The sequence below is a fragment of the Vicinamibacteria bacterium genome (assembly GCA_035570235.1).
Classification (GTDB): Bacteria; Acidobacteriota; Vicinamibacteria; order Fen-336; family Fen-336; genus DATMML01.
In genome coordinates, this window is sequence record DATMML010000095.1 from 1 (window position 1) to 18,338 (window position 18,338).

Consider the following 18,338-nt stretch of genomic DNA (forward strand, 5'->3'; position numbering starts at 1 on the left):
CGAGAAGGCGTGCTTTGGCCTCATCGAGGTCACTCACCTCCAGGCAGATGTGGTGCTGGGAGCCGCGTGCGTTCGGCGGCGGAAGGGTGCCGTAGAGCATAAGCTCAAGGTAGTCCAACCCGTCGGGAACTCGCAGGTTGACCCACGACAGCTCGGTGCCCGAACGGCTGCCCCGCCAGACCTCGGTCAGACCCAGGACCTCGTGGTAGAAGTGGTCGGCCGCGGACAGATCGCCCGCCAGGATCCCCGCGTGTCGGATCAGGCTAGCCACGGGCCCCGGAGCCGACGCGGGCCGGGGGAGAGTGTTTCTCGGCCCCGCCTCGGGAGCGGGCTGCACGAACTCAATCGAGCGTCCCTCGGGGTCCCTCACCATGAGGCAGCGTTTCCCGTTCGCTTCAGACACAACGCCAGGGACCTCAACTCCTCGTGCCGCCAAGTAACGGCGCATTCCCTCGGCGTCGTCGGTCTCGAGAGCGATGTGGTCCAGCCGATCCCCGTCAGGTCTCAGGCCGTCGCGCAACTCCACGTACTGTCGCTCCCCCACGGCGACGCGGAGCGTCGAATCCTTCTCTGCAGTCGCCGCCTGTACCGTGGCATAGCCCAGAAACTCCTGGTAAAAGACTCTCGAGCGCGCGAGGTCGCTAACCCGCAGGGCCACATGAGAGATCCCGAGAATACGGGGACGCCCGGGGCCCCCCGAGGCGCGGACGGCGGACATGTTCGGGGAGCCAGGAGGCGTCGCAGCGATGATCAGACTCCCGAGAACGGGCGCCCAGCGCAGTCTGGTCACCTCACGGCCTCCTTGACCCCCGAACCTGGGTGGGTGAGCAGCATACCCGGCGAAAGGTATACTAGCCATGGCCCTCAGGGGGGGCGCCGGTATGCAGCATCGCCGGGGACGAGCGTCGCAGCGGGAGCCGCGGCGGCCGTGTGGTCGAACTGAACGAGCCCGCCCCTTCGGCATTCACAGGGTTCGCCCCATGATGGAACCACGCAAGGGCCTTCTTCTGCTTTGCCTCGCAACCCAGATTGCGTGTGCCAGCGGGCTCCTCACGGCACCACCGGGATCGTCGATCAGTTGCTTCCCGAATCCCCCGTTCGTCGCCGCGTTCGGGGACGTTTCCGTGATCTCCTCACTGATCCTTGAGCCGGCGGGATTCCCGGTTCCCGACGGCACCGTCGCGCAATTCTTCACCACCCTGGGCCGCATCGATCCCGAGGGGAAGACCAAGAACGGGATCGTCCGGGTGAACTTCGTCTCCGACAGCCGCTCAGGAACGGCCTCGATCACCGTCGTGTCGGGCGGACCCGCAGCCGCCCCCTCCGCGTCGCCCTCTCCGGGCACGGGCGGCGCGAGCAGCGGCAACGGAACCTGCTCCACAGCGGTAACGATCGGCAGCGCACGGCCCGCGCTGGTGAAGGTGGTTCCGAATCCGCCCCGCCTCGCCGGCAACCGCTGCACGTTGATCACGGCGACTGTTTACGACACAAACGGCAATCCCGTCTCCAACGTCCCCATCATCTTCTCGGTGAGCAGCCCCACCGCGGAATTCTTCCAGAGCGGCAGCGTCCCCATCTTCTCCGACACCAACGGCCAGTCCTCGGACTTCATGTGCACGCGTCGGTCGCCGGACGACCCCGAGACGACGGTGACGGTGACCGCGACGCCACCCGTAGGGACCCCCGGCACCACGCTCGTGACCATCAACTGAGAGCCTCCTACGGCCATTCCCCGCCCTGCCTGTTCCAAGGCACGGCGGGGCCTGCGGCCTGCGGTGTCCACGCTTTGACCATCGGTGCCGGCCAGCGTTTGGTGAGCGAGTTCGCCTTCCCGCAAGACACGGCGGCGCGGGGGCCCACATGAAGCTGGGCCGTCCGGTCTTTGGCGCCCTTCTGTGGCTCCCCCTCGCCAAAGCCCTGCTGCACACTGTGTTCGCGCCCGGCTACGGGTACTACCGGGATGAGTTCTACTACCGTGCCTGCGCCGACCACCTCGCCTGGGGCTACGTCGACCACCCACCCCTCTCGATCTTGCTCCTTTGGATCGTCCGACTAACGCTGGGCGATTCGCTCTTCGCCATCCGCCTGTTGCCCGCGATCGTGGGCGCACTCACGGTCCTGCTCACGGGATTGATCGCCCGCGAATTGGGCGGTGGACGCTTCGCGCAGACGCTTGCCATGCTGTGCACCCTTATCGCACCCGAGTATCTCGCCATCGACAGCGTCTACTCTATGAACACGGTCGACCTCCTGGTATGGACCGGGAGCGGCTACCTCCTCGTGCGGGTCCTTAAGGAAGACCGCCCGGGCTGGTGGCTGGCCCTGGGCGTGCTCCTGGGGCTCGGGCTGCTCAACAAAATCAGCATCCTCTGGTTGGGTTTCGGTCTCGGAGCTGGACTGCTGTTGTCGCGCCGGGACGTGCTTCGAAGGTCGGGCCCGTGGATGGCGGCGAGCGTCGCGGCCCTTTTGTTCCTTCCCCACGTCTTGTGGCAAATACGCGACGGCTGGCCGACCCTTGAGTTCATAAGGAACGCCACCGGCGTGAAGATGGCGGCCATAGGGCCCATGGCCTTCACGGTGAGCCAGATCCAGAACCAGCACCCGCTGACCTTCCCCGTCTGGCTCGCCGGCCTCTTCTTTTTTCTCTCAACCCACGCGGGACGGCCCTTCCGGCCCCTCGGGATCATCTACCTCGCTGTCTTCCTGCTGCTGGTCGTCAACCAAAAGAGCCGGACCGGCTACCTGGCGCCCGCCTATTCAACCCTGTTCGCCGCCGGAGGGGTCGCCATCGGCCGCGTCATCGAAGAACGTAGGTGGAGAGTCGCGCCGCGAGCGGTCCTCATCACGCTTTTCATTGCGGGGGTGGTCACGGCGCCTCTGGCGCTACCGATTCTGCCCGTCGAGAGCTACATCGCCTACGCCCAAGCCTTGGGTCAGAAGCCCTCAACGGAGGAGAAGAAAGAGGTTGGCGCGCTGCCCCAGTTCTTTGCCGACATGCAGGGATGGGAGGAGATGGTGGCGGTCGTCGCGCGCGTCTACCGCTCCCTCTCCGCGGAAGAGCAAGCCAAGGTCGGCATCTTCACCTCCAACTACGGAGAGGCGGGCGCGATCGACCTCCTGGGCCGGCCGTATGGCCTCCCCCGCGCGATCAGCGGTCACAACAACTATTGGCTCTGGGGCCCGAGGGGATTCTCCGGCGAGTTGATGATCATGCTCACTCCGTCGCGCACTCGGCTGGAAGAGAGATTCGAGTCGGTCGAACAGGCTGGCACAATCGAGTGCGGGCATTGCATGCCTTATGAGAACCATCGCCCCGTCTTTCTCTGCCGACGGGCGCGGGTATCCCTTCCCGAGCTCTGGCCAATGCTCAAGCACTATGACTAGGGTGGACGCCCAATTGTCGTCCCGCACCACCCCGAGGGTAGAAGGCGACCGTCTGGGCTGATCAACCGCGGGGCCTTTTTGCCGCCCTTCTTCAAAGCGGCCGAGACCGCCTAGCGAGGCCCCTGCTTCAGGACGAGCGGCAGCCCCGACACCATGAGGACGACATGACCCGCCTCGCGGGCCAGCAACTGGTTGGCCAGGCCCTGGAGATCGCGGAACACGCGTCCTAGCGGCTGCTCGGGGACGACTCCGTTGCCCACCTCGTTGCTCACCGCGATCACGTCACGCTGCCTGGCCGCGTCCGGCAATTGAGAGACGGCTTCCATAATGAGCCGTTCCTGCTCCCCCCCGGGAAGGTCGGGCCGGGTTACCAGGAGGTTGGCCACCCAAAGGGTGACGCAGTCGACCACCACCGGCGCGTCCAGGGGTTTCGCCTCCCGAACCGCACGCACGACATCCCGAGCCTCCTCGATGGTCGTCCAGCCCGGCCTCCTCTCCGCCCGGTGCCGAGCGATCCGAGCCTCCATCTCCGGGTCGCCATCCGATCGCGCGGTGGCGAGATAGACCGCGGGACCCCGGGCGCACAGGCTCTGTGCATAGCGGCTCTTGCCGCTCCTCGCCCCGCCCAGAATCAGGGTCAGCACCGAAGGCCCAGGTCACGCGCGGGAACGGCGTTGAGCAACCGAACCAGCGGGGCATGCCCGTAGTAGTCGATGACACTCACCGCCCCGTACGATTGCTCCATTCGGAACAGATGGCGGGCCTCCAGGCTCAATGCCTCCGCCAAAAGGATGCGGCCCACCCCCCCATGGGAGACGACGGCGAGGGTGTGGCCCTCGTGTCTTCCCCGGAGCTCGCTGGCTGCCGCCACCACCCGGACCCGCATCGTGGACAGGCTCTCGCCGCCAGGAAACTCCACCTCCGTGGGCCTCTCCATCCAGGCCTTGTAGATCTCGGGGAAGCGCTCCGCCGCCTGATCGTACGTGAGACCCTCAAGGCTCCCGAAGTCGATCTCCCGGAAGCGATCCTCGGGCCGCGGGGTCAGCCCGTGGGGTCCAGCAACGATCTCGGCGCTCTCCCGTGCCCGGACGCGCGGGCTGCAATAGACGGCGGTCAAGGGAACGCTCTCCAGGAGGCGCGCCACCCGTCTCATCTGCCTTCTGCCCCGCGGCGAGAGGTCCAGGTCGAGCGTTCCGTAGCAGCGGCCGTGGGCAGAGGCTTCCGGCTCTCCATGGCGCACGAGGACGACACGGAGGGTGGTTCCCTCCGGTCTTCTCCATCGCGGGGCCTCGAGCGGCAAGCCCGTCACCCAGACACGGCCACGGCGATGGCCAGGACGGCGACCTCCGTCAGCTCCGAGGCCGCGCCCATGATGTCGCCGGTGACGCCTCCAATGCGGCGTCGGCTGCCACGCCCTACGGCAGCGGTGACTAGGACCGCCGCTCCCCAGCAGGCGGCGGCGGCCAGGGGGCCGACGAGAAGGGACAGGGCCACCGCCAGGACCGTGGCGCCGAGGAACTCGCGGCTCCCCACATGATCGGTGAGGGCCGTTCCCAGGCCCCCCTCCCGGCGGGCGTAGGGCAGGAAGCGCCCCAGGGCAACGGTGGCCCAGCGGCCCAGGGCGGGCGCGACCACCAGGTAACGCGCCGCGGCTCCTCTTTCGATGAGGCTGCCCAGGGAGAGGACCTTGCCCGAAAGCAACAAGACGAGGGCCGTGGCCCCGAAGGCTCCGATGGAGGGATCTCGCATGATGCGGAGAACCTCCTCCCGGGAATGTCCGCCTCCGAAGCCATCGGCCATATCCGCCAAGCCATCCAGGTGCAGGCCACGGGTGACCCAGGCGGTGAGGGAAACGAGGCAAACGGCCGTCAGCGCGGACGGGAGCCAGGGGCCGCCGAACCGGGGGCCCTGCCCCCAGGCCACCCTCACCGACAAGAGCTCCAGGCCCACGACTGCGATACCCCCGATGCCAGCGCCGATGAGCGGGAAGAACACCGCCGCGCGCCCGACATCGGCAGCGTCAAAGCTCCAGCGCGCGGGCACGGGAATGCGGGTGAGGAACGCGACCGCCGCCAGTAAAGCCCTCATTTGCGACCAGAATCCGGCGGTCCCTCGCTGGGTCCCGGCACGTCCGTGACCGCCGCGGATTCGAACGTCGCCATCTCCGTGAAGGCGGCAACCGCGGCCCCGATCACGTTCATAGCGAGCGCCGCCCCCGTACCCTCCCCGAGCCGCATTTCCAGATCGAGTAGCGGTCGCTGGCCGATCCGGTCCAAGAGGACGGCGTGGCCAGGCTCCGGCGACCGGTGCCCCGCGAACAGGTAGTCGGCCACGGCTCCACACAGCCCTACCGCCAGCGCGGCACCTGCCGTCGCGATGAAGCCGTCGCAGATCAGCGCGCGGCCTCGCCGGGCTCCGCCCAGGCACAAGCCGCAGAGGCCGGCGATCTCGAGGCCTCCCACTTTCTGCAGGACGTCGAGGGGATCATCCGGCCGGGGGGTATTCTCGGCCAGCGCCCGCTCCACTACCCCGACCTTGCGGGCCAGGCCGTCGTCGCTCACCCCCGTTCCCCGTCCCGTCACCCGCGACGGGGGCAGGCCGGTGAGCGCGGCCGTCACCGCGCTCGCGGCGGTGGTGTTGCCGATCCCCATCTCGCCCAGCCCAAGCAACGCCACCCCATCTTCTGCGGCCTGCTCCGCCTGCTCGATGCCGGCTAGGACGGCAGCGAGCGTCTCCGGCTCGGTCATGGCCGGACCCTCAGCCATGTTTCGGGTCCCGTTGCGCACGCGGCGCTGGATCAGCCGCGCGCGGCCGGAGCCCACGCTTACGGGCACGGCGACCCCGATGTCCACCACCCAGACGTCGGCGTTGGCGACGCCCGCGAGGGCATTCACGGCGGCGCCCCCCCGCACGAAGTTGACGACCATCTGGGCAGTCACCTCGCTGGGGTAGGCGCTCACCCCCTCAGCCGTGACCCCGTGGTCGGCGGCAAAAACCACGATCCGCCGCCGCGCGACGTGGGGCTCGATCCTCTCCTGGATTGCGCACATACGCTCCGCGACCTCTTCCAGGCGCCCCAGGCTACCGGGGGGCTTGGTCAGCGACCGCTGGCGCTGGCGAGCGCGGGTGATCCAGTCGGTGCTTACGGGGCGAATGTTTCGGATAGTCTCCAAGATCAACTCTTTGGCGTCGTTCATGAAATTGGCTCCTCAAAGCGCGCGTCTGGGCCGAGGGCTCCCGGGGTGGTTGGTACGGCCGATACCCGCCAGCGCTCTCTCTCACGTGGCTCGCGAGACGGCCGAAGCGAGCCTCGCGCTCCGCGGAAAACCACGTGAGCTCCCTGGGCGGCTCCCGCCCGCAGACGGCGCGTGCGGCCCGCAAGAACGAGTGGCGGAACGCGTCGGAGTCGAACAACCCGTGAAGATAGCGATTTGCCTACGTGGGACCCCGTCCCGAGCACCATCAGGGCTTTCGCGCGCATCGTCCACTCACCGTTCACGATCCCGCCCCGTTACCAGGCGCGCGACCAGCGCGGGCCTCCCGTCTTGGGATCCCGCAGGGCGGCGTTCGCCCCCGCGTCCTTCTCCAGGAGCCGTCCCAGCAGCCAGAGCAGATCGGCCAGCCGATTGAGGTAGGGAATCAGGCTCCCGTCGATTTCGTGTCCAGCGTCCACCAGCCGGGCCACGACGCGCTCCGCCCGACGGCACGTGGTCCGCGCCACGTCGAAAGCCGCCGCCGCCGCGTGCTCGCCGGGCAGGGCCCAGTCCTGGAGGACTCCCTCCATGCTCTCAATCCGATGGACGTGGTTGGTGAGGGCCTCGACCCGCGCGCCTCCGACGGAAGAGTCCTTGCCGGACGGCGGCGACTCGATGGCGCCGGAGAGGTTGAACAGGTCTCGCTGGAGGGCCTTCGTCAGCTCCCGCACTTCTTGGTGCTCGCTGATGGCCCGCGCGAACCCGAGCTGGCTGATCAGCTCATCGACCACTCCGTACACTTCAACCCGAAGATCTCCCTTGGAGACGCGTTCTCCACCGATGAGACTCGTCTTCCCGCTGTCACCACGCTTGGTCGAGATGCTCATCCCTCCTCCTTCCGATTGGTCCCAGCCGAAGACCCCGCCTTACAGCAAGGAGGCATGCCGCCTCCGGCCCAGCAGCCACAGGAAGGCCGGCCCGCCGGCCAGGGCGGTCACCGCCCCCACGGGGACCTCGGCCGCCCCCAGGAGGGTTCTCGCCATCGTGTCCGCCAGCACCAGAAACGCCGCCCCCAGCAGGAGCGAGCAGGGCATGACCACACGGACATCCTCTCCGAAGAGCCGCCGCACCGCGTGCGGCACGACGAGACCGACGAAGCCAATCGGGCCCGCCACCGCCACCGTCGTCCCCACCACCAGGCAGGAGGCGACGTACGTGATTCGCTCGACCCGATGGACATTGACGCCCAGGCTGGCCGCGGTCTCCGCATCCACGGCAAGCAGGTGGAGATCCCGGGCAAGGACCAGGAGGGCCACGATCCCGGGGGTGAGAAAGAGCAGCATCGGCCAGAGCACTCCTGACCCCACCACATCCAGGCTGCCCACGAGCCAGCGAAGAATCTGGAGGGCACGGGTGTAGTCCGCCAGGCACTGGAGCATCAACACCCCTGCCGCGGCGATGAGGTTTATGACCACCCCTGCCAGAAGCAGCGCTCCGGGCAGGAGCACCGCCCCCACCGATGCCAGGCGGTAGACGATCAGGACCGCGAGGCCCGCACCCATCAAAGCCGCCACGAAGACCAGGGGCAGGGCCCCCACCCGGCCGCCGAGGCCCAGAGCGATGGCCAGGCTCGCCCCCAGCGCCCCCCCGCCCGACACCCCGAGCGTGAAGGGATCGGCCAGGGGGTTGCGGAACAGAGCCTGGAGGGCCGCGCCCACGACTCCCAGAGACCCACCCACGATCAAGCCCAGCAGCACCCGCGGAACCCGGATCTCGAGAAAGATCGTCCGTGACGTGGGATCCGAGCGGAGGGCCTCGAGATCGATCCGCCGATATCCGGTAGACAGGGCGCCCACCGTCACCAGGAGGACGGCCCCCGCCAAGAGCAGAAAGGGCATCCCTCGTCGTCCGGGCGCCGGTCCCCCGCCCTGATCCAACGCCGGGTCCCCCGCCGTCGGCATCGCCGGGATCGGTCCCGCGCCCCCCGCGTCCATCACCACTCCGACCACACGAAGGTGCGCCCGTCCAAGCGGCAAGCGCGCACGTTCGCGTCCTCGTAGATCTCCTTGAGGGTGTCCTCCCGCAGAACCTCCCGGGGCGCCCCCTCGGCGGCCAGGCTGCCGCCCCGCAAGGCGAAGACATGGTCGAAAGCGGGGTCCAGGAACGCGAGGTCGTGGGTGACGACGAGGGCGGTGAGCCCCCGCTCCTTCCGAAGCCGCCGCAGGGCCGCCACAAGCTGGGCGCGGTGCTTCAGGTCCAGGGAGGCGGCGGGCTCGTCGAGGAGCAGCAGCTCGGGTTGCTGCGCGAGGGCACGGGCTACGGCCACGAGCTGCTTTTCGCCCCCGGAGAGCTCGGTCATGGGCCGTTCCGCCAGGTGCTGGGCGCCGAGTGTGGCGAGCGCCTCCATGGCGATGGTGCGGTCCCTCGTCCCCTCCAGCCGAAAGCGCGGCGTGTACGGCGCCCGCCCCGTGAGGACGACCTCGAGAGCAGTGAAGGGAAACACGGTTGTCAGCTCCTGCGGCACGTAGGCCATCCTCATGGCAAGACGTCGCCGCGAGATCGAGCCGAGGGCCGCCCCGTCCAGGGTGACCAGCCCCTGCCATGGCCGCAGGAGCCCGGCCAAGAGCCGCAGGAGCGTCGACTTCCCGCTACCGTTGGGACCGATCAGGGCCGCGAACGTCGTGCGGGGCAGGGCCAGCGATAAGCCCGAGACCACGGGCTTCGTGCCGGCGTAGCCGAAACCGAGGCCCGTCGCCTGCAGGAGGGCGCTCGTCATTTCGGGAACGCCTCCGGGTGAAGGAGCATCGCCATGTGGCGTGCGGTCTCGCTCACGAACTGCGAGGGATGAACGACAGTCCGGTCCCTGAATGCGTACACCCGCCCCTGGCGCACGGCGCGCACTCGCGGGAGGTCGGCCCACACCGCCGCCGCCTCTTCCCTCAGAGGGCCGGCCACGATGGCGGGGGGCGTCACCGCCTGTGCAAGGTCGAGGATGACTTCCGGATCGAGGGAGACCAGGGCCTCGGTTGTTAGCCTCACGTAGTTGGCCGCCCCGGAGGGCGCGATCGGGTCGCCTCCGGCGATATCGATCAGCTCCGTCAGGTAGCTTCCCTGCGTCGCCACGTATAGGTCCCGCAGCGTGCCCGGGAGGCGGTCGACGACACAGAGCACTTTGGGGCGCACTCGCCCGCTCGCCTTCCCCCGGATCGCGGCGAGCTCGGCTCGGGTACCGGCTTCCAGCCCCTCAGCCTCTTGGTCATTGCCCACGGCCCGGCCGATCTCTCGGATGGCCCTGAAGACGTCCTCGATCGTCTGGCTTGGTATGACGAGCGTTCGGAGGCCGAGGAGGTCGAGCCGGTCCTTCACGAGCGGGGCCTGGTCGTCCGTCATGATGATCAGGTCGGGCCGGAGGGCCGTGACCTTCTCCAGATTGGCGTTGAGCCAGCCCCCGACCCGCGGCAAGCCCTCGACCTCGGGCGGGAAGCTGCAATAGTCGGAAACCGCGACCACCCGGCTGAAGGCTCCGATCCCATGAAGTATCTCCGTGACGTTGGGGGAGAGCGAAATGATCGCTCGGGGACGGGGGCTAACGACATCCGTTGCCCGTCCAGCGACGGGCCCGGGGGCGACCAACGCGAGCCCGAACAGGAGCCCCCCCGTGCGGCACAGAATGAGTCCCTTCGCGTTTCTCTCAGTACGCAAAGGCCACACCCCCCAACGCGACCCGGCCCGGGGTCGCGAAGCCGCTCTCGAAATAGGTCCGATGGAAGACGTCTGCGACCTTGCCGAAGAGCCGCAGGCTTCCCCGTTCCGACACGCGCATGCTGTAGCTGGCCACAAAATCCGCCTTCACGATCCCTTGGAAGCGGTAAGTGCGGCTCGCGAACGTCACCGGATCGAGGACGGGCGCCAGATAGCTGTCGGAGGCCGCGAGGGCGAGCGTCGCTTGGAAGCCGCCCAGCCGCTGGGTTGCCACCAGGGAGAACTGATGCTTTGGAATGATGTAGGCCTGGGGCAGATCCTGGGGCTGGCGCGTCGGAGGCTCGGCGGCGTTGTAGGTGTAGGCCGCGTTCAGCCGAAGCCCCCGCAACGGCTCCGCCGCGGCCTCGACCTCGAGCCCCTGGGCCTTTCCGCCGTCCACCAATCGGTATCCGCCGAAGCGCCCGAAGGGGTCGGTCTCGGGACTGATGGCTCCCGAGAAGTCGAAAATGATCACCTTTCGGAGATCGGTGCGGAAGAGCGTCAGCGATGTGCGCAGCCGGCCCGCGGCAAATTGCTGGTCCACCCCCAGGTCAACCCCCAGCGACCGCTCGGGGCCGAGCCGCGGATCCCCGTAGACGGAATACCCGAAGCTCCCGAAGGAGCTGCCAAAGCGCTCGAAAAGCGAGGGCGCCCGATAACCGTTCCCGACGTGGCCCCGCAGCTTGGTGCCTGTCTTCTCCAAGAAGTAGGCGATCGACCCATCGGCGGTGTAGGCACTGGGGAGCGAGGGGAGGTGGAGTCCTTGAAAGGGCGACCCCGAAGCTGGGGTGAGGGTTGGGGCGTCGAGCGAGAACCATTGGGCGCGGAGACCAGCGGAGGCCTGCAACGCCCCCCCAAGAAGACGGATCTGGTCCTGGATGAAGCTGGCATGGCTGAGCTGGGCCGCGTTCACCGAGGAGCCGGCGGCGGGGTCGGTCGGGGTCGAGCGGCCCAGGTATCGCTCGCTCTCCAGCTGATACCCGACCGTGAAGAGGTGGTGGGGGCCGACACCGAAGTCGGCGTGGGCGTCCAGGGTGTGTACGCGTCCGTCGAATTCGTCGCGGGTCATACCATCGGGCTGGAACCCGGGACCCAGGGGACCATTCACAAAGGTCCGGTTGGTGAGCAAGCCGTGATAGGTCACGCTGTAGGCGAAGCCCGGGGAGGGACGATGCTCGAATGTCACCAGCGCGGAAAGGAAGTTGGCACTACGGGTGTTGTCGGGGTCATGGGCGGAGGGAATGAAGTTCGCCCCGTCGAGGTTCAGCTCGGAGACCGGCGTACCCGACTCGTAGCGGGACAACTCCGACCGCGAGAGGGGGCTGGCGTCGATGATTCCATCGCTGGGGAGGGTGCCCAGGGTCAGCGGACTCTCGTTGAGCTTTGTGAACGAGTCGGCGAAATAAATCCGGGTCGCGAGCGTCGCTGTCGGGCCGAGACGAACCTGGACACGCCCCTGGATGCTGGAGGTGCGTGCCTTGTCGTCGCCTCCCACGCCTTCGGAGACGTTCAGGTGGGCGAATCCGGCGCTGTAGGTGATGCGGTCCTTGTTAAAGCCCCCGGCGGTGTCCGCGCGCCCCCGAAAGAAGCCCAGCGAGCCGCCCTCGAGGAGGAGGCCGCCCCGGGCCTGGCCTCCGCCGTGGTCGGTCACGACGTTGACCACTCCCCCAATGGCGTTGGAGCCATAGAGCGAAGAGCCCGACCCGCGAAGGACCTCGACCCGCTCGATGTTGGTCACCAGGAGATCCTCCAGGAACCCAGACGCGTCGGCCTGGGGACCGGCGGCGTCGCGAAAACGCACGCCGTCGATGAGGATGGCCGTGTCTTGGTCGCGTAACCCCCGGATCTTGATGGACGCGAAGGAACCGGGCCCTCCCAGCTGCTGGACGCGGAGACCGGCAACGGTGCGCAGCGCGTCTGCGAGGGCGAACTCGTCGCGGCCGTCGATCTGCTCGCGGTCCACGACAGCGATGGCCTTCGAGACCTCGTCGGATCCCTGCATGCTGCCGGATGCGGTCACGACCACTTGCTCTCTGAGGCCGGCGAGCTTGAGGGCAAACTCGACGTCGACCTCGGTCGCTTTGACCAGCGCCACGCGCTGCACGTCGGGGCGGCCAAAACCAGATGCCGCGGCTTCCACAAGATAGTCGGCAGCGGGCAGACTCTCGAAGCGACAGAGTCCGGCCGCATCAGTCACGGCGTTGATCCGAAGCCGATCGTCCCTCGTGTAGAGGGTGACCCGAGCTCCCCGAACCGGCACCACCTGCGGATCCACGACCCGCACGGTGATCGTGGACAAGCCTTCAGACGCCCCGGCAGCCGCTTGGACGCTAGAGAAAAGGAACAGTCCCAGGACGGACACACGCATGCACGCCTCCCACCGGGCGTAAGCCCGAATCCTCTTGTTTTGGCCGGACAAGCGGAGAAAGGCCTCGGCGGCAGGTGGCGAAGGGGTGAAGAGACTCTGCGCTAGAGCTGAGAGCTCTGGCGGAGCTGCCGTGAAACCGGACTCTTCCCATCGAAGAGCACTCCGACTTCTCGGCTCGGGCAGGTTTCCTGACTCACGGAGCCCTACGTCGTCGCCCGCCTTCCCCCCAGTATCCTGGGAGTGGCTGCTCGTACCCCTTAGGGCAATCGAGCCAGAGCGCCGACTCTCCGATCACAGTGGCGTGGGCCGTTGGGGTTTCTCACCCCATTCCCTTTTACCCCGTACGCCGGGCACCCGAGCCTGTCCGTACAAGGTCGACTGGACATTAGTCCCTTTTGCCCGTCATTTCAAGAGCGCGTAGGTACCGTCCGTCCACCAGACGAACGGTAGTAGGATCCAGCGCTACGTGCGGCCGATGAAGGCTCCCGCCCACCCCCCAGGGGAGGGGAGCTCAAGGCCGCCAAGAGAGGGGTTAAGGAGATGAGACAACTCACGAGCCTCTTCCTGGGCTTGATCTTGATGGCCGCCGTGGCGGCCGCCGAACCGACGACCTTGATTCGATGCGGGAGGCTGATCGACGGCCAGGCGGACCAGGCGACGGCGAGCATCGACATCCAGGTCGTGGGCGATCGGATCACGGCGGTCGGGAAGGGCCTGGCCGCACCGGCCGACGCCCGCACCGTCGACCTCTCGAACGCGACCTGCCTGCCCGGGTTCATCGATCTGCATGCCCACATCCTGCTCAACCCCGGAGACGTCCTGGCCGACTCGCTGCGGAAATCGAGCGCGCGCAAGGCGCTCGAGGGCCTGCGCAACGCCTTGGTCCGGCTCCAGAACGGCTTCACCACCCTGCGCGACCCGGGTGACCTGGACCTGTACTACTCCACGGTCGAGATCCGAGACGCGATTGCGCGCGGCGATTTTCAGGGGCCCCGCCTCTTCGTCGCCCCCCACATGATCTCCCCCACCGGCGGTCACGGTGACTTCAACGACCTGGCCCCAGACCTCGCCCTCCAGGTCCCCAACGTCGTCGTGGACGGTGCCGAGGCCATGCGCAAGGCGATCCGCGAGGAGGTCAAGCACGGGGCGGACTGGATCAAGTTGGCGGCCAGCGGTGGCGTCATGTCGGCAGGGGACGACCCGCGGGGCCAGGCCTTCACGGACGAGGAGTTCCGGGCGGCAACGGACGAGGCCCACCGGCTCGGCCGGAAGGTGACGGTCCACGCGATCGGCGCCGGTAGCATCAAGGCCGCGCTGCGCGCTGGCGTGGACTGCATCGAGCACGGGGCGTTGATCGACGACGAGGGAATTGGGCTCATGAAGGAGCGTGGCGTGCCTCTGGTGCCTACGGTCTACGTGCTTGACTACATCATCGAGGAGGGGGAGAAACGCGGCATCCCCGCCGATCGCATCGCGAAGGCGAAGGCGCTCCAGGCCGAACGCGATCGCTGTCTTCGCGCGGCTTTCGCAGCCGGGTTGACCGTCGCCTTTGGCTCCGACACCATCTACCCCCACCCGCACGCCAACCGCGAGTTCGCGCGGATGGTGCGCCTCGGCCTGTCCCCCATGGCCGCCATCCGGTCAGCCACGACGCGCGCGGCCCGCGTTCTCGGGATCGAGAAGGACGTGGGAACCCTCGAGACCGGAAAGCGGGCGGACGTCGTGGCCGTTGGCCGCGACCCCCTCGCCGACGTGAGCGCCCTCGAGAATGTCCTCTTCGTCATGAAAGACGGCCGGGTGGTCAGGCCCACCGAGGGAGGTCGGCGCTGACGGGCTCGGGCCTGGGAAACCGTGAGCTAGTGCGACCGCCGGAAGGTCCTTTGAATATCCGGCCAGAACTCCTGGAAGACGTTGAAGGCGGCGCTCATCGCCAGCTGCAGGTTCGCGGCCTGCACGCCTTCGCGCCAAGCGTGGTGACCGGGCGGGTATAAGAGGGCACTGGCGATGCTGCTGCCGTAAAAGGACGCGACGTTGGCGGTGCCGAAGCATGTCCGGCCGCGGTCGTCGTAGGTGAACACCGTGAACTGCACCGCATGCGCCGCGCGACGCCAGAAGCCCCTCTGGCCGCTCCGAATGAAGCGCGGGTCCTGCTTGAGCATGGCGTCGCCTGCGGACTGGATCACTCCCTGGACGACGTTGGTGCCGAAGGCCAGAGCCATTCTCTTTCCGAACCCCGAGGTGTTGTCTCCCCACTCGGGTGGGGTCCGAAACCGCTGGGCGAGGACCGCGGTCGCGAGGACGGGCGCGAATGCCCCCGGCGACGTCACGGTTTGGTTCAAGAACAGCCTCCAGCGCTCCCCTCGCGTGAGCGGCGAGTAGTCGAGGGCGGACGTCTCCGAGAAGCCAATGAGGCTGACGTGTGTCGCCGCCTCTTCCCGAGCGACAACAGCAACGACCGAATCGGGTCGCGGGCCATTGGCCGGGCAGAGGCTGCGAGCCTCGGCCGAGGCCGCGTCCGGGCCCGGCGGCGGTTCGAGGCGAATCAGGACGCTCGCCCACGCGGGTGGGTTGGCAGCGGGGAGGCTCGTGACACCGTCCCCCACACCAGAGCCCGTGGGCGTGAACTGCAGGAGCGTGAGTAGGGCAAGGCCGACCACGGAGCAGGTACTCGCAAGGCAGGTGCCAAGAAGCGAAGCTCAGTGACCCCCCTCACTCTGGGGGGCAAACGCCAACTCGTACAAGCACTTGCCGGTCAAATTCTTAGGCTGGGATGGCCGGACCTCGGCCATAAACACTCGGGCACGGGTTACCGAATCACCCTTCCCGAACAGGAGTTCCCGACCGCGGACGACGGAGAAAGAGCGAGATCCGTGTCGGCTCGAACTCCAAGAACCGCCTCAGGGTCCGCTATCCTTCCGCTTTTCCAAAGCGCTGGGCGGCACGGAGCCAAGAACCGGCTCCGAGCGCTTGAGGATGTCGCGGATGGCGGCCATGTCTTCGTTGGTTATGCGTGTGAAGCGGACCCCAAAGCCAGGCGGCCAATCGCGGGAAGAGGGCGCGGCTGCATTGTTCACCCACGAGACCTGGCCAACCACCTTGAGAAACGTGGTGGGCGCGAGCTCGACCACGAGCGTCACCATCTCGCCCACGGGTGGAGGCTGTTCGGTCGAGGCGAACAGGCCCCCCGTGCCAAGGTTGGCCACGCGCATCCTCTCGCTGCCGGCCACGCAGTACACGTTCTCCACGTAGAACCGATTTACCGGCGTCTTCCCCTTTCCCCCGAGCCGGGCAACGAGGCTCGAGGCTTTGCCCCGGATCCGCGGATTCTCGTCCCGGAGCGCCTCGATGAGAGCGGGGACGGCGGCCCGGCCGATGCTGAACAGGGCTTCCTGGGCCTCGTCGGGCTCAAGAAAGTCCCTCTCTTTCAGCGCCTCGATGAGCGCGGGGACGGCGGCCAGGGCGTCCGGACCGATCAACCCCAGAGCCGCCGCCGCGTGATGCCGGAGAACCTCGTCCCCGTCCCTCAGGGCGGCGGCGAGGGCGGGGACAGCCTCCTTGGCAGCTGAGTTCATTCGCCCGAGAGCCCGGGCCGCTTCGCCACGGACCGTGTCGTCTTGGTCCTCCAAAGCGCCGGTCAGGGCCGGGACCGCCTCCTTTGCCACCCGACCCATATCCCCGAGAGCTGCCGCCGCCCGCCAGCGAACGCCGGATTCGTCGTCAGTGGTGAGAGACAAGATGAGGCTGCCGACGTCGACCGTGTCAGGAGCCGCGGGTCCCGGAGGCTCGGGGTTCGGGAGCGGGTTCGGTTGGGGGCTCGGTTCCGGCTTTCCGATGACCTTCTCGAGGGCCAGGGCCACGGCGTCGGTAGTCGACGCATCCCTGTCCTCCAGTGCCGAAAGGAGGGCGGGGATGGCTGCTCTCGCCTCTGGGCCAATCTCACCGAGCGCGGCCGCGGCCCGCCAGCGAACGTTGGCGTTCTCGTCTCTGAGCGCTCCGACGAGATCGGGCACCACGTCCTTGGCGGATGGGCCCATAGCGCCTAGGGCCGCCGCCGCGGCAGCGCGCACGAAGCGGCTCTCGTCCTTGAGAGCTCCCACAAGGTCCGGGATCGCCTCCCTCGCTTCAGGACCGATGCCACCGAGAGCAGCCGCAGCCCAGTCGCGGATGCCGCTCATCGTGTTCTTGAGAGCCGCCCGCAGCGCCGTGACCGCGGCCTTCGCGGACGGCCCTAGGTGTCCCAGGGCGACCGCTGCCCACTCGCGGACGCTCACGTCCTCGTGCCGCAGCGCGTCGATCAGGGCCGAGACATCGATCGGTCCGGTACCGGTCGTAGGCGAGGCGTCCGAGCGGTCCGGCTCTCGTTCCTCCGTGATCGTCCTCAGGGCCTCGGCGGCGGCATGGGCGACAGAGAGCGCCTTGTCTTCGAGCGCTTTCGTAAGGGCCGGAACCGCATCCTTGGCCATGGGGCCCATCTCCCACAAGCCCACGGCCGCCCTCCAGCGGACGCGCACGTTGGGATGGTCCAGGCCCGATATGAAGCTGGCAAGCCGTTCCTTGCCGGCCAACTCCGCCTCGGCGGCGATTTCGGAGGGGATCGGGCGAGTTGTGTCACGCCTCGCGGGCGGGGCGCCATCGGCGGCCCCCGGAAGGGTGTAACCCCTGGGCGGAGTGAAACCCCGGGGAGGGAGTGGGAGCGGTGACCTGAGCGGGGTGGGCTTTCGGCGGGGCTCAAGGTCGGGTCCGCCCCGAGCCAGGCGCAAGGCCTCGCTCATTCCCCGCGCCGTCGCATAGCGCTCGTCGGGTGACTTGGCGAGCGCCTTCCGCAAGATCGGAACCAGTTGCCTCGGGAGGGGGGCGGCGTGGGGCCCGCTTAGCGGGGGAGCCTCCCGCAAGTGCTTGAGGATCGTGAGGACCGGACTCTCACCGCGAAAAGGGACGCGGCCCGTGAAAAGCTCGAAGACGACCACCCCGAGCGCGTAGAGGTCGCTCCGGAAGTCCACACTTCCCCCGCGTGCTTGCTCGGGGCTCATGTACTCCGGGGTCCCGATGATCTCCCCGGCAACGGTGCCCTCGGTCTGTCCGTCGGCCATCCACCGCTTTGCGGCTCCGAAATCGATGAGTCTGACGATTCCGCGTGAGTCCAGCATCACGTTCGACGTCTTGAGGTCGCGGTGAACGATCCCCACGTCGTGGATCGCCTGTAGCCCCTTGCTGATCTGGATCGCGACCTCGAAAGCTTCGTCCCATCCCAGGCTGCCTTTCTCTGCGATCCTGCGGCGCAGGTCGACTCCGTCCACGAACTCCATCGAGACATAGGTACGCCCCCTGTCCTCCCCGTATTCGTGAAAGCGGCAGACGTTGCGGTGGCTCACTTTGCGGGCAAGCTTGATCTCGAACTGGAACCGGCGGCCCCATTGGGGGGTCCGGCTCATGTCGAAGCGCAGGAGCTTGACGGCGACGACTTCATCGAGGATGCGGTCTTGAGCTTTGTAGACCGCTCCCATGCCTCCCTGACCGAGGAGGTCGAGGATTTCGTAGCGGCGGCTCAGGACCTCGCCCACCTTGAGAATGGAGAGATGCCGCCCACATTGGGAACACGCGTCCGCGGCGCTATCGTTTTCTGCCTTACACGACGGGCAGATCACCGGAGG

Annotated in this window: 15 protein-coding genes and 1 riboswitch; of the genes, 3 read left to right on the top strand and 12 right to left on the bottom strand. The window is 67.8% G+C overall.

The features are described from left to right. The coding region (locus VN461_17900) for a VOC family protein (protein HXB56647.1) at window positions 1-790 on the bottom strand (790 nt) is incomplete at its 3' end. 334 nt (window positions 791-1,124) lie between these two features. On the opposite strand from VN461_17900, the gene VN461_17905 reads away from it, so the two are divergent. Together VN461_17905 and VN461_17910 are read left to right on the top strand one after the other, a co-directional pair. Then, window positions 1,125-1,712, top strand: coding sequence for a hypothetical protein (locus VN461_17905; GenBank protein HXB56648.1), 588 nt, complete (start codon window positions 1,125-1,127; stop codon window positions 1,710-1,712). Window positions 1,713-1,860: 148 nt separating this feature from the next. Next, window positions 1,861-3,384 carry a glycosyltransferase family 39 protein gene (locus tag VN461_17910; protein HXB56649.1) on the top strand — a complete coding sequence of 508 codons (1,524 nt, stop codon included), beginning with the start codon at window positions 1,861-1,863 and terminating at the stop codon, window positions 3,382-3,384. Window positions 3,385-3,494: 110 nt separating this feature from the next. Here VN461_17910 and cobU read toward each other — a convergent pair whose 3' ends face one another. The 9 genes from cobU to VN461_17955 all read right to left on the bottom strand — a co-directional run bounded on the left by cobU (window position 3,495) and on the right by VN461_17955 (window position 12,687). After that, on the bottom strand, window positions 3,495-4,028 hold the full coding sequence (gene cobU, locus VN461_17915) for a bifunctional adenosylcobinamide kinase/adenosylcobinamide-phosphate guanylyltransferase (protein HXB56650.1): 534 nt from the start codon (window positions 4,026-4,028) through the stop codon (window positions 3,495-3,497). Next, the gene (locus VN461_17920) at window positions 4,022-4,693 is read right to left on the bottom strand and encodes a histidine phosphatase family protein (GenBank protein HXB56651.1); all 672 of its coding nucleotides are present in this window, start codon (window positions 4,691-4,693) and stop codon (window positions 4,022-4,024) included. Before VN461_17920 ends, cobU begins: the two co-directional genes overlap by 7 nt. After that, complete coding sequence (gene cobS, locus VN461_17925; GenBank protein HXB56652.1) at window positions 4,690-5,472, bottom strand: adenosylcobinamide-GDP ribazoletransferase; 783 nt, start codon at window positions 5,470-5,472, stop codon at window positions 4,690-4,692. Before cobS ends, VN461_17920 begins: the two co-directional genes overlap by 4 nt. After that, a complete protein-coding gene (gene cobT / locus VN461_17930) occupies window positions 5,469-6,581 on the bottom strand; it encodes a nicotinate-nucleotide--dimethylbenzimidazole phosphoribosyltransferase (GenBank protein ID HXB56653.1) in 1,113 nt (370 codons plus the stop codon). The genes cobS and cobT overlap by 4 nt, the downstream gene beginning before the upstream one ends. Before the next feature lie 314 nt (window positions 6,582-6,895). Further along, window positions 6,896-7,465: a cob(I)yrinic acid a,c-diamide adenosyltransferase gene (locus VN461_17935; protein ID HXB56654.1), complete on the bottom strand. Its 570-nt coding sequence runs from the start codon at window positions 7,463-7,465 to the stop codon at window positions 6,896-6,898. A 39-nt stretch (window positions 7,466-7,504) separates the two neighbouring features. After that, window positions 7,505-8,476, bottom strand: coding sequence for an iron ABC transporter permease (locus tag VN461_17940; GenBank protein ID HXB56655.1), 972 nt, complete (start codon window positions 8,474-8,476; stop codon window positions 7,505-7,507). Between the two features lie 95 nt (window positions 8,477-8,571). Beyond that, on the bottom strand, window positions 8,572-9,354 hold the full coding sequence (locus VN461_17945) for an ABC transporter ATP-binding protein (GenBank protein ID HXB56656.1): 783 nt from the start codon (window positions 9,352-9,354) through the stop codon (window positions 8,572-8,574). Continuing rightward, window positions 9,351-10,289 (bottom strand): helical backbone metal receptor, encoded by a 939-nt coding sequence (locus VN461_17950; protein HXB56657.1) that lies wholly within the window; start codon window positions 10,287-10,289, stop codon window positions 9,351-9,353. The genes VN461_17945 and VN461_17950 overlap by 4 nt, the downstream gene beginning before the upstream one ends. Then, window positions 10,270-12,687: a TonB-dependent receptor gene (locus tag VN461_17955; protein HXB56658.1), complete on the bottom strand. Its 2,418-nt coding sequence runs from the start codon at window positions 12,685-12,687 to the stop codon at window positions 10,270-10,272. The genes VN461_17950 and VN461_17955 overlap by 20 nt, the downstream gene beginning before the upstream one ends. 160 nt (window positions 12,688-12,847) lie before the next feature. Continuing rightward, window positions 12,848-13,060: riboswitch (cobalamin riboswitch) on the bottom strand. Between the two features lie 167 nt (window positions 13,061-13,227). Between VN461_17955 and VN461_17960 the strand changes: the two genes are divergently transcribed. Further along, window positions 13,228-14,517, top strand: a complete 1,290-nt coding sequence (locus VN461_17960) for an amidohydrolase family protein (protein HXB56659.1) — start codon at window positions 13,228-13,230, stop codon at window positions 14,515-14,517. Window positions 14,518-14,543: 26 nt separating this feature from the next. Here the strand turns inward: VN461_17960 and VN461_17965 are convergent, their stop codons facing one another. Together VN461_17965 and VN461_17970 are read right to left on the bottom strand one after the other, a co-directional pair. Further along, window positions 14,544-15,344 (bottom strand): hypothetical protein, encoded by an 801-nt coding sequence (locus VN461_17965; protein HXB56660.1) that lies wholly within the window; start codon window positions 15,342-15,344, stop codon window positions 14,544-14,546. Between the two features lie 240 nt (window positions 15,345-15,584). Next, window positions 15,585-18,248 (bottom strand): HEAT repeat domain-containing protein, encoded by a 2,664-nt coding sequence (locus VN461_17970; protein HXB56661.1) that lies wholly within the window; start codon window positions 18,246-18,248, stop codon window positions 15,585-15,587. Window positions 18,249-18,338: the final 90 nt, after the last annotated feature.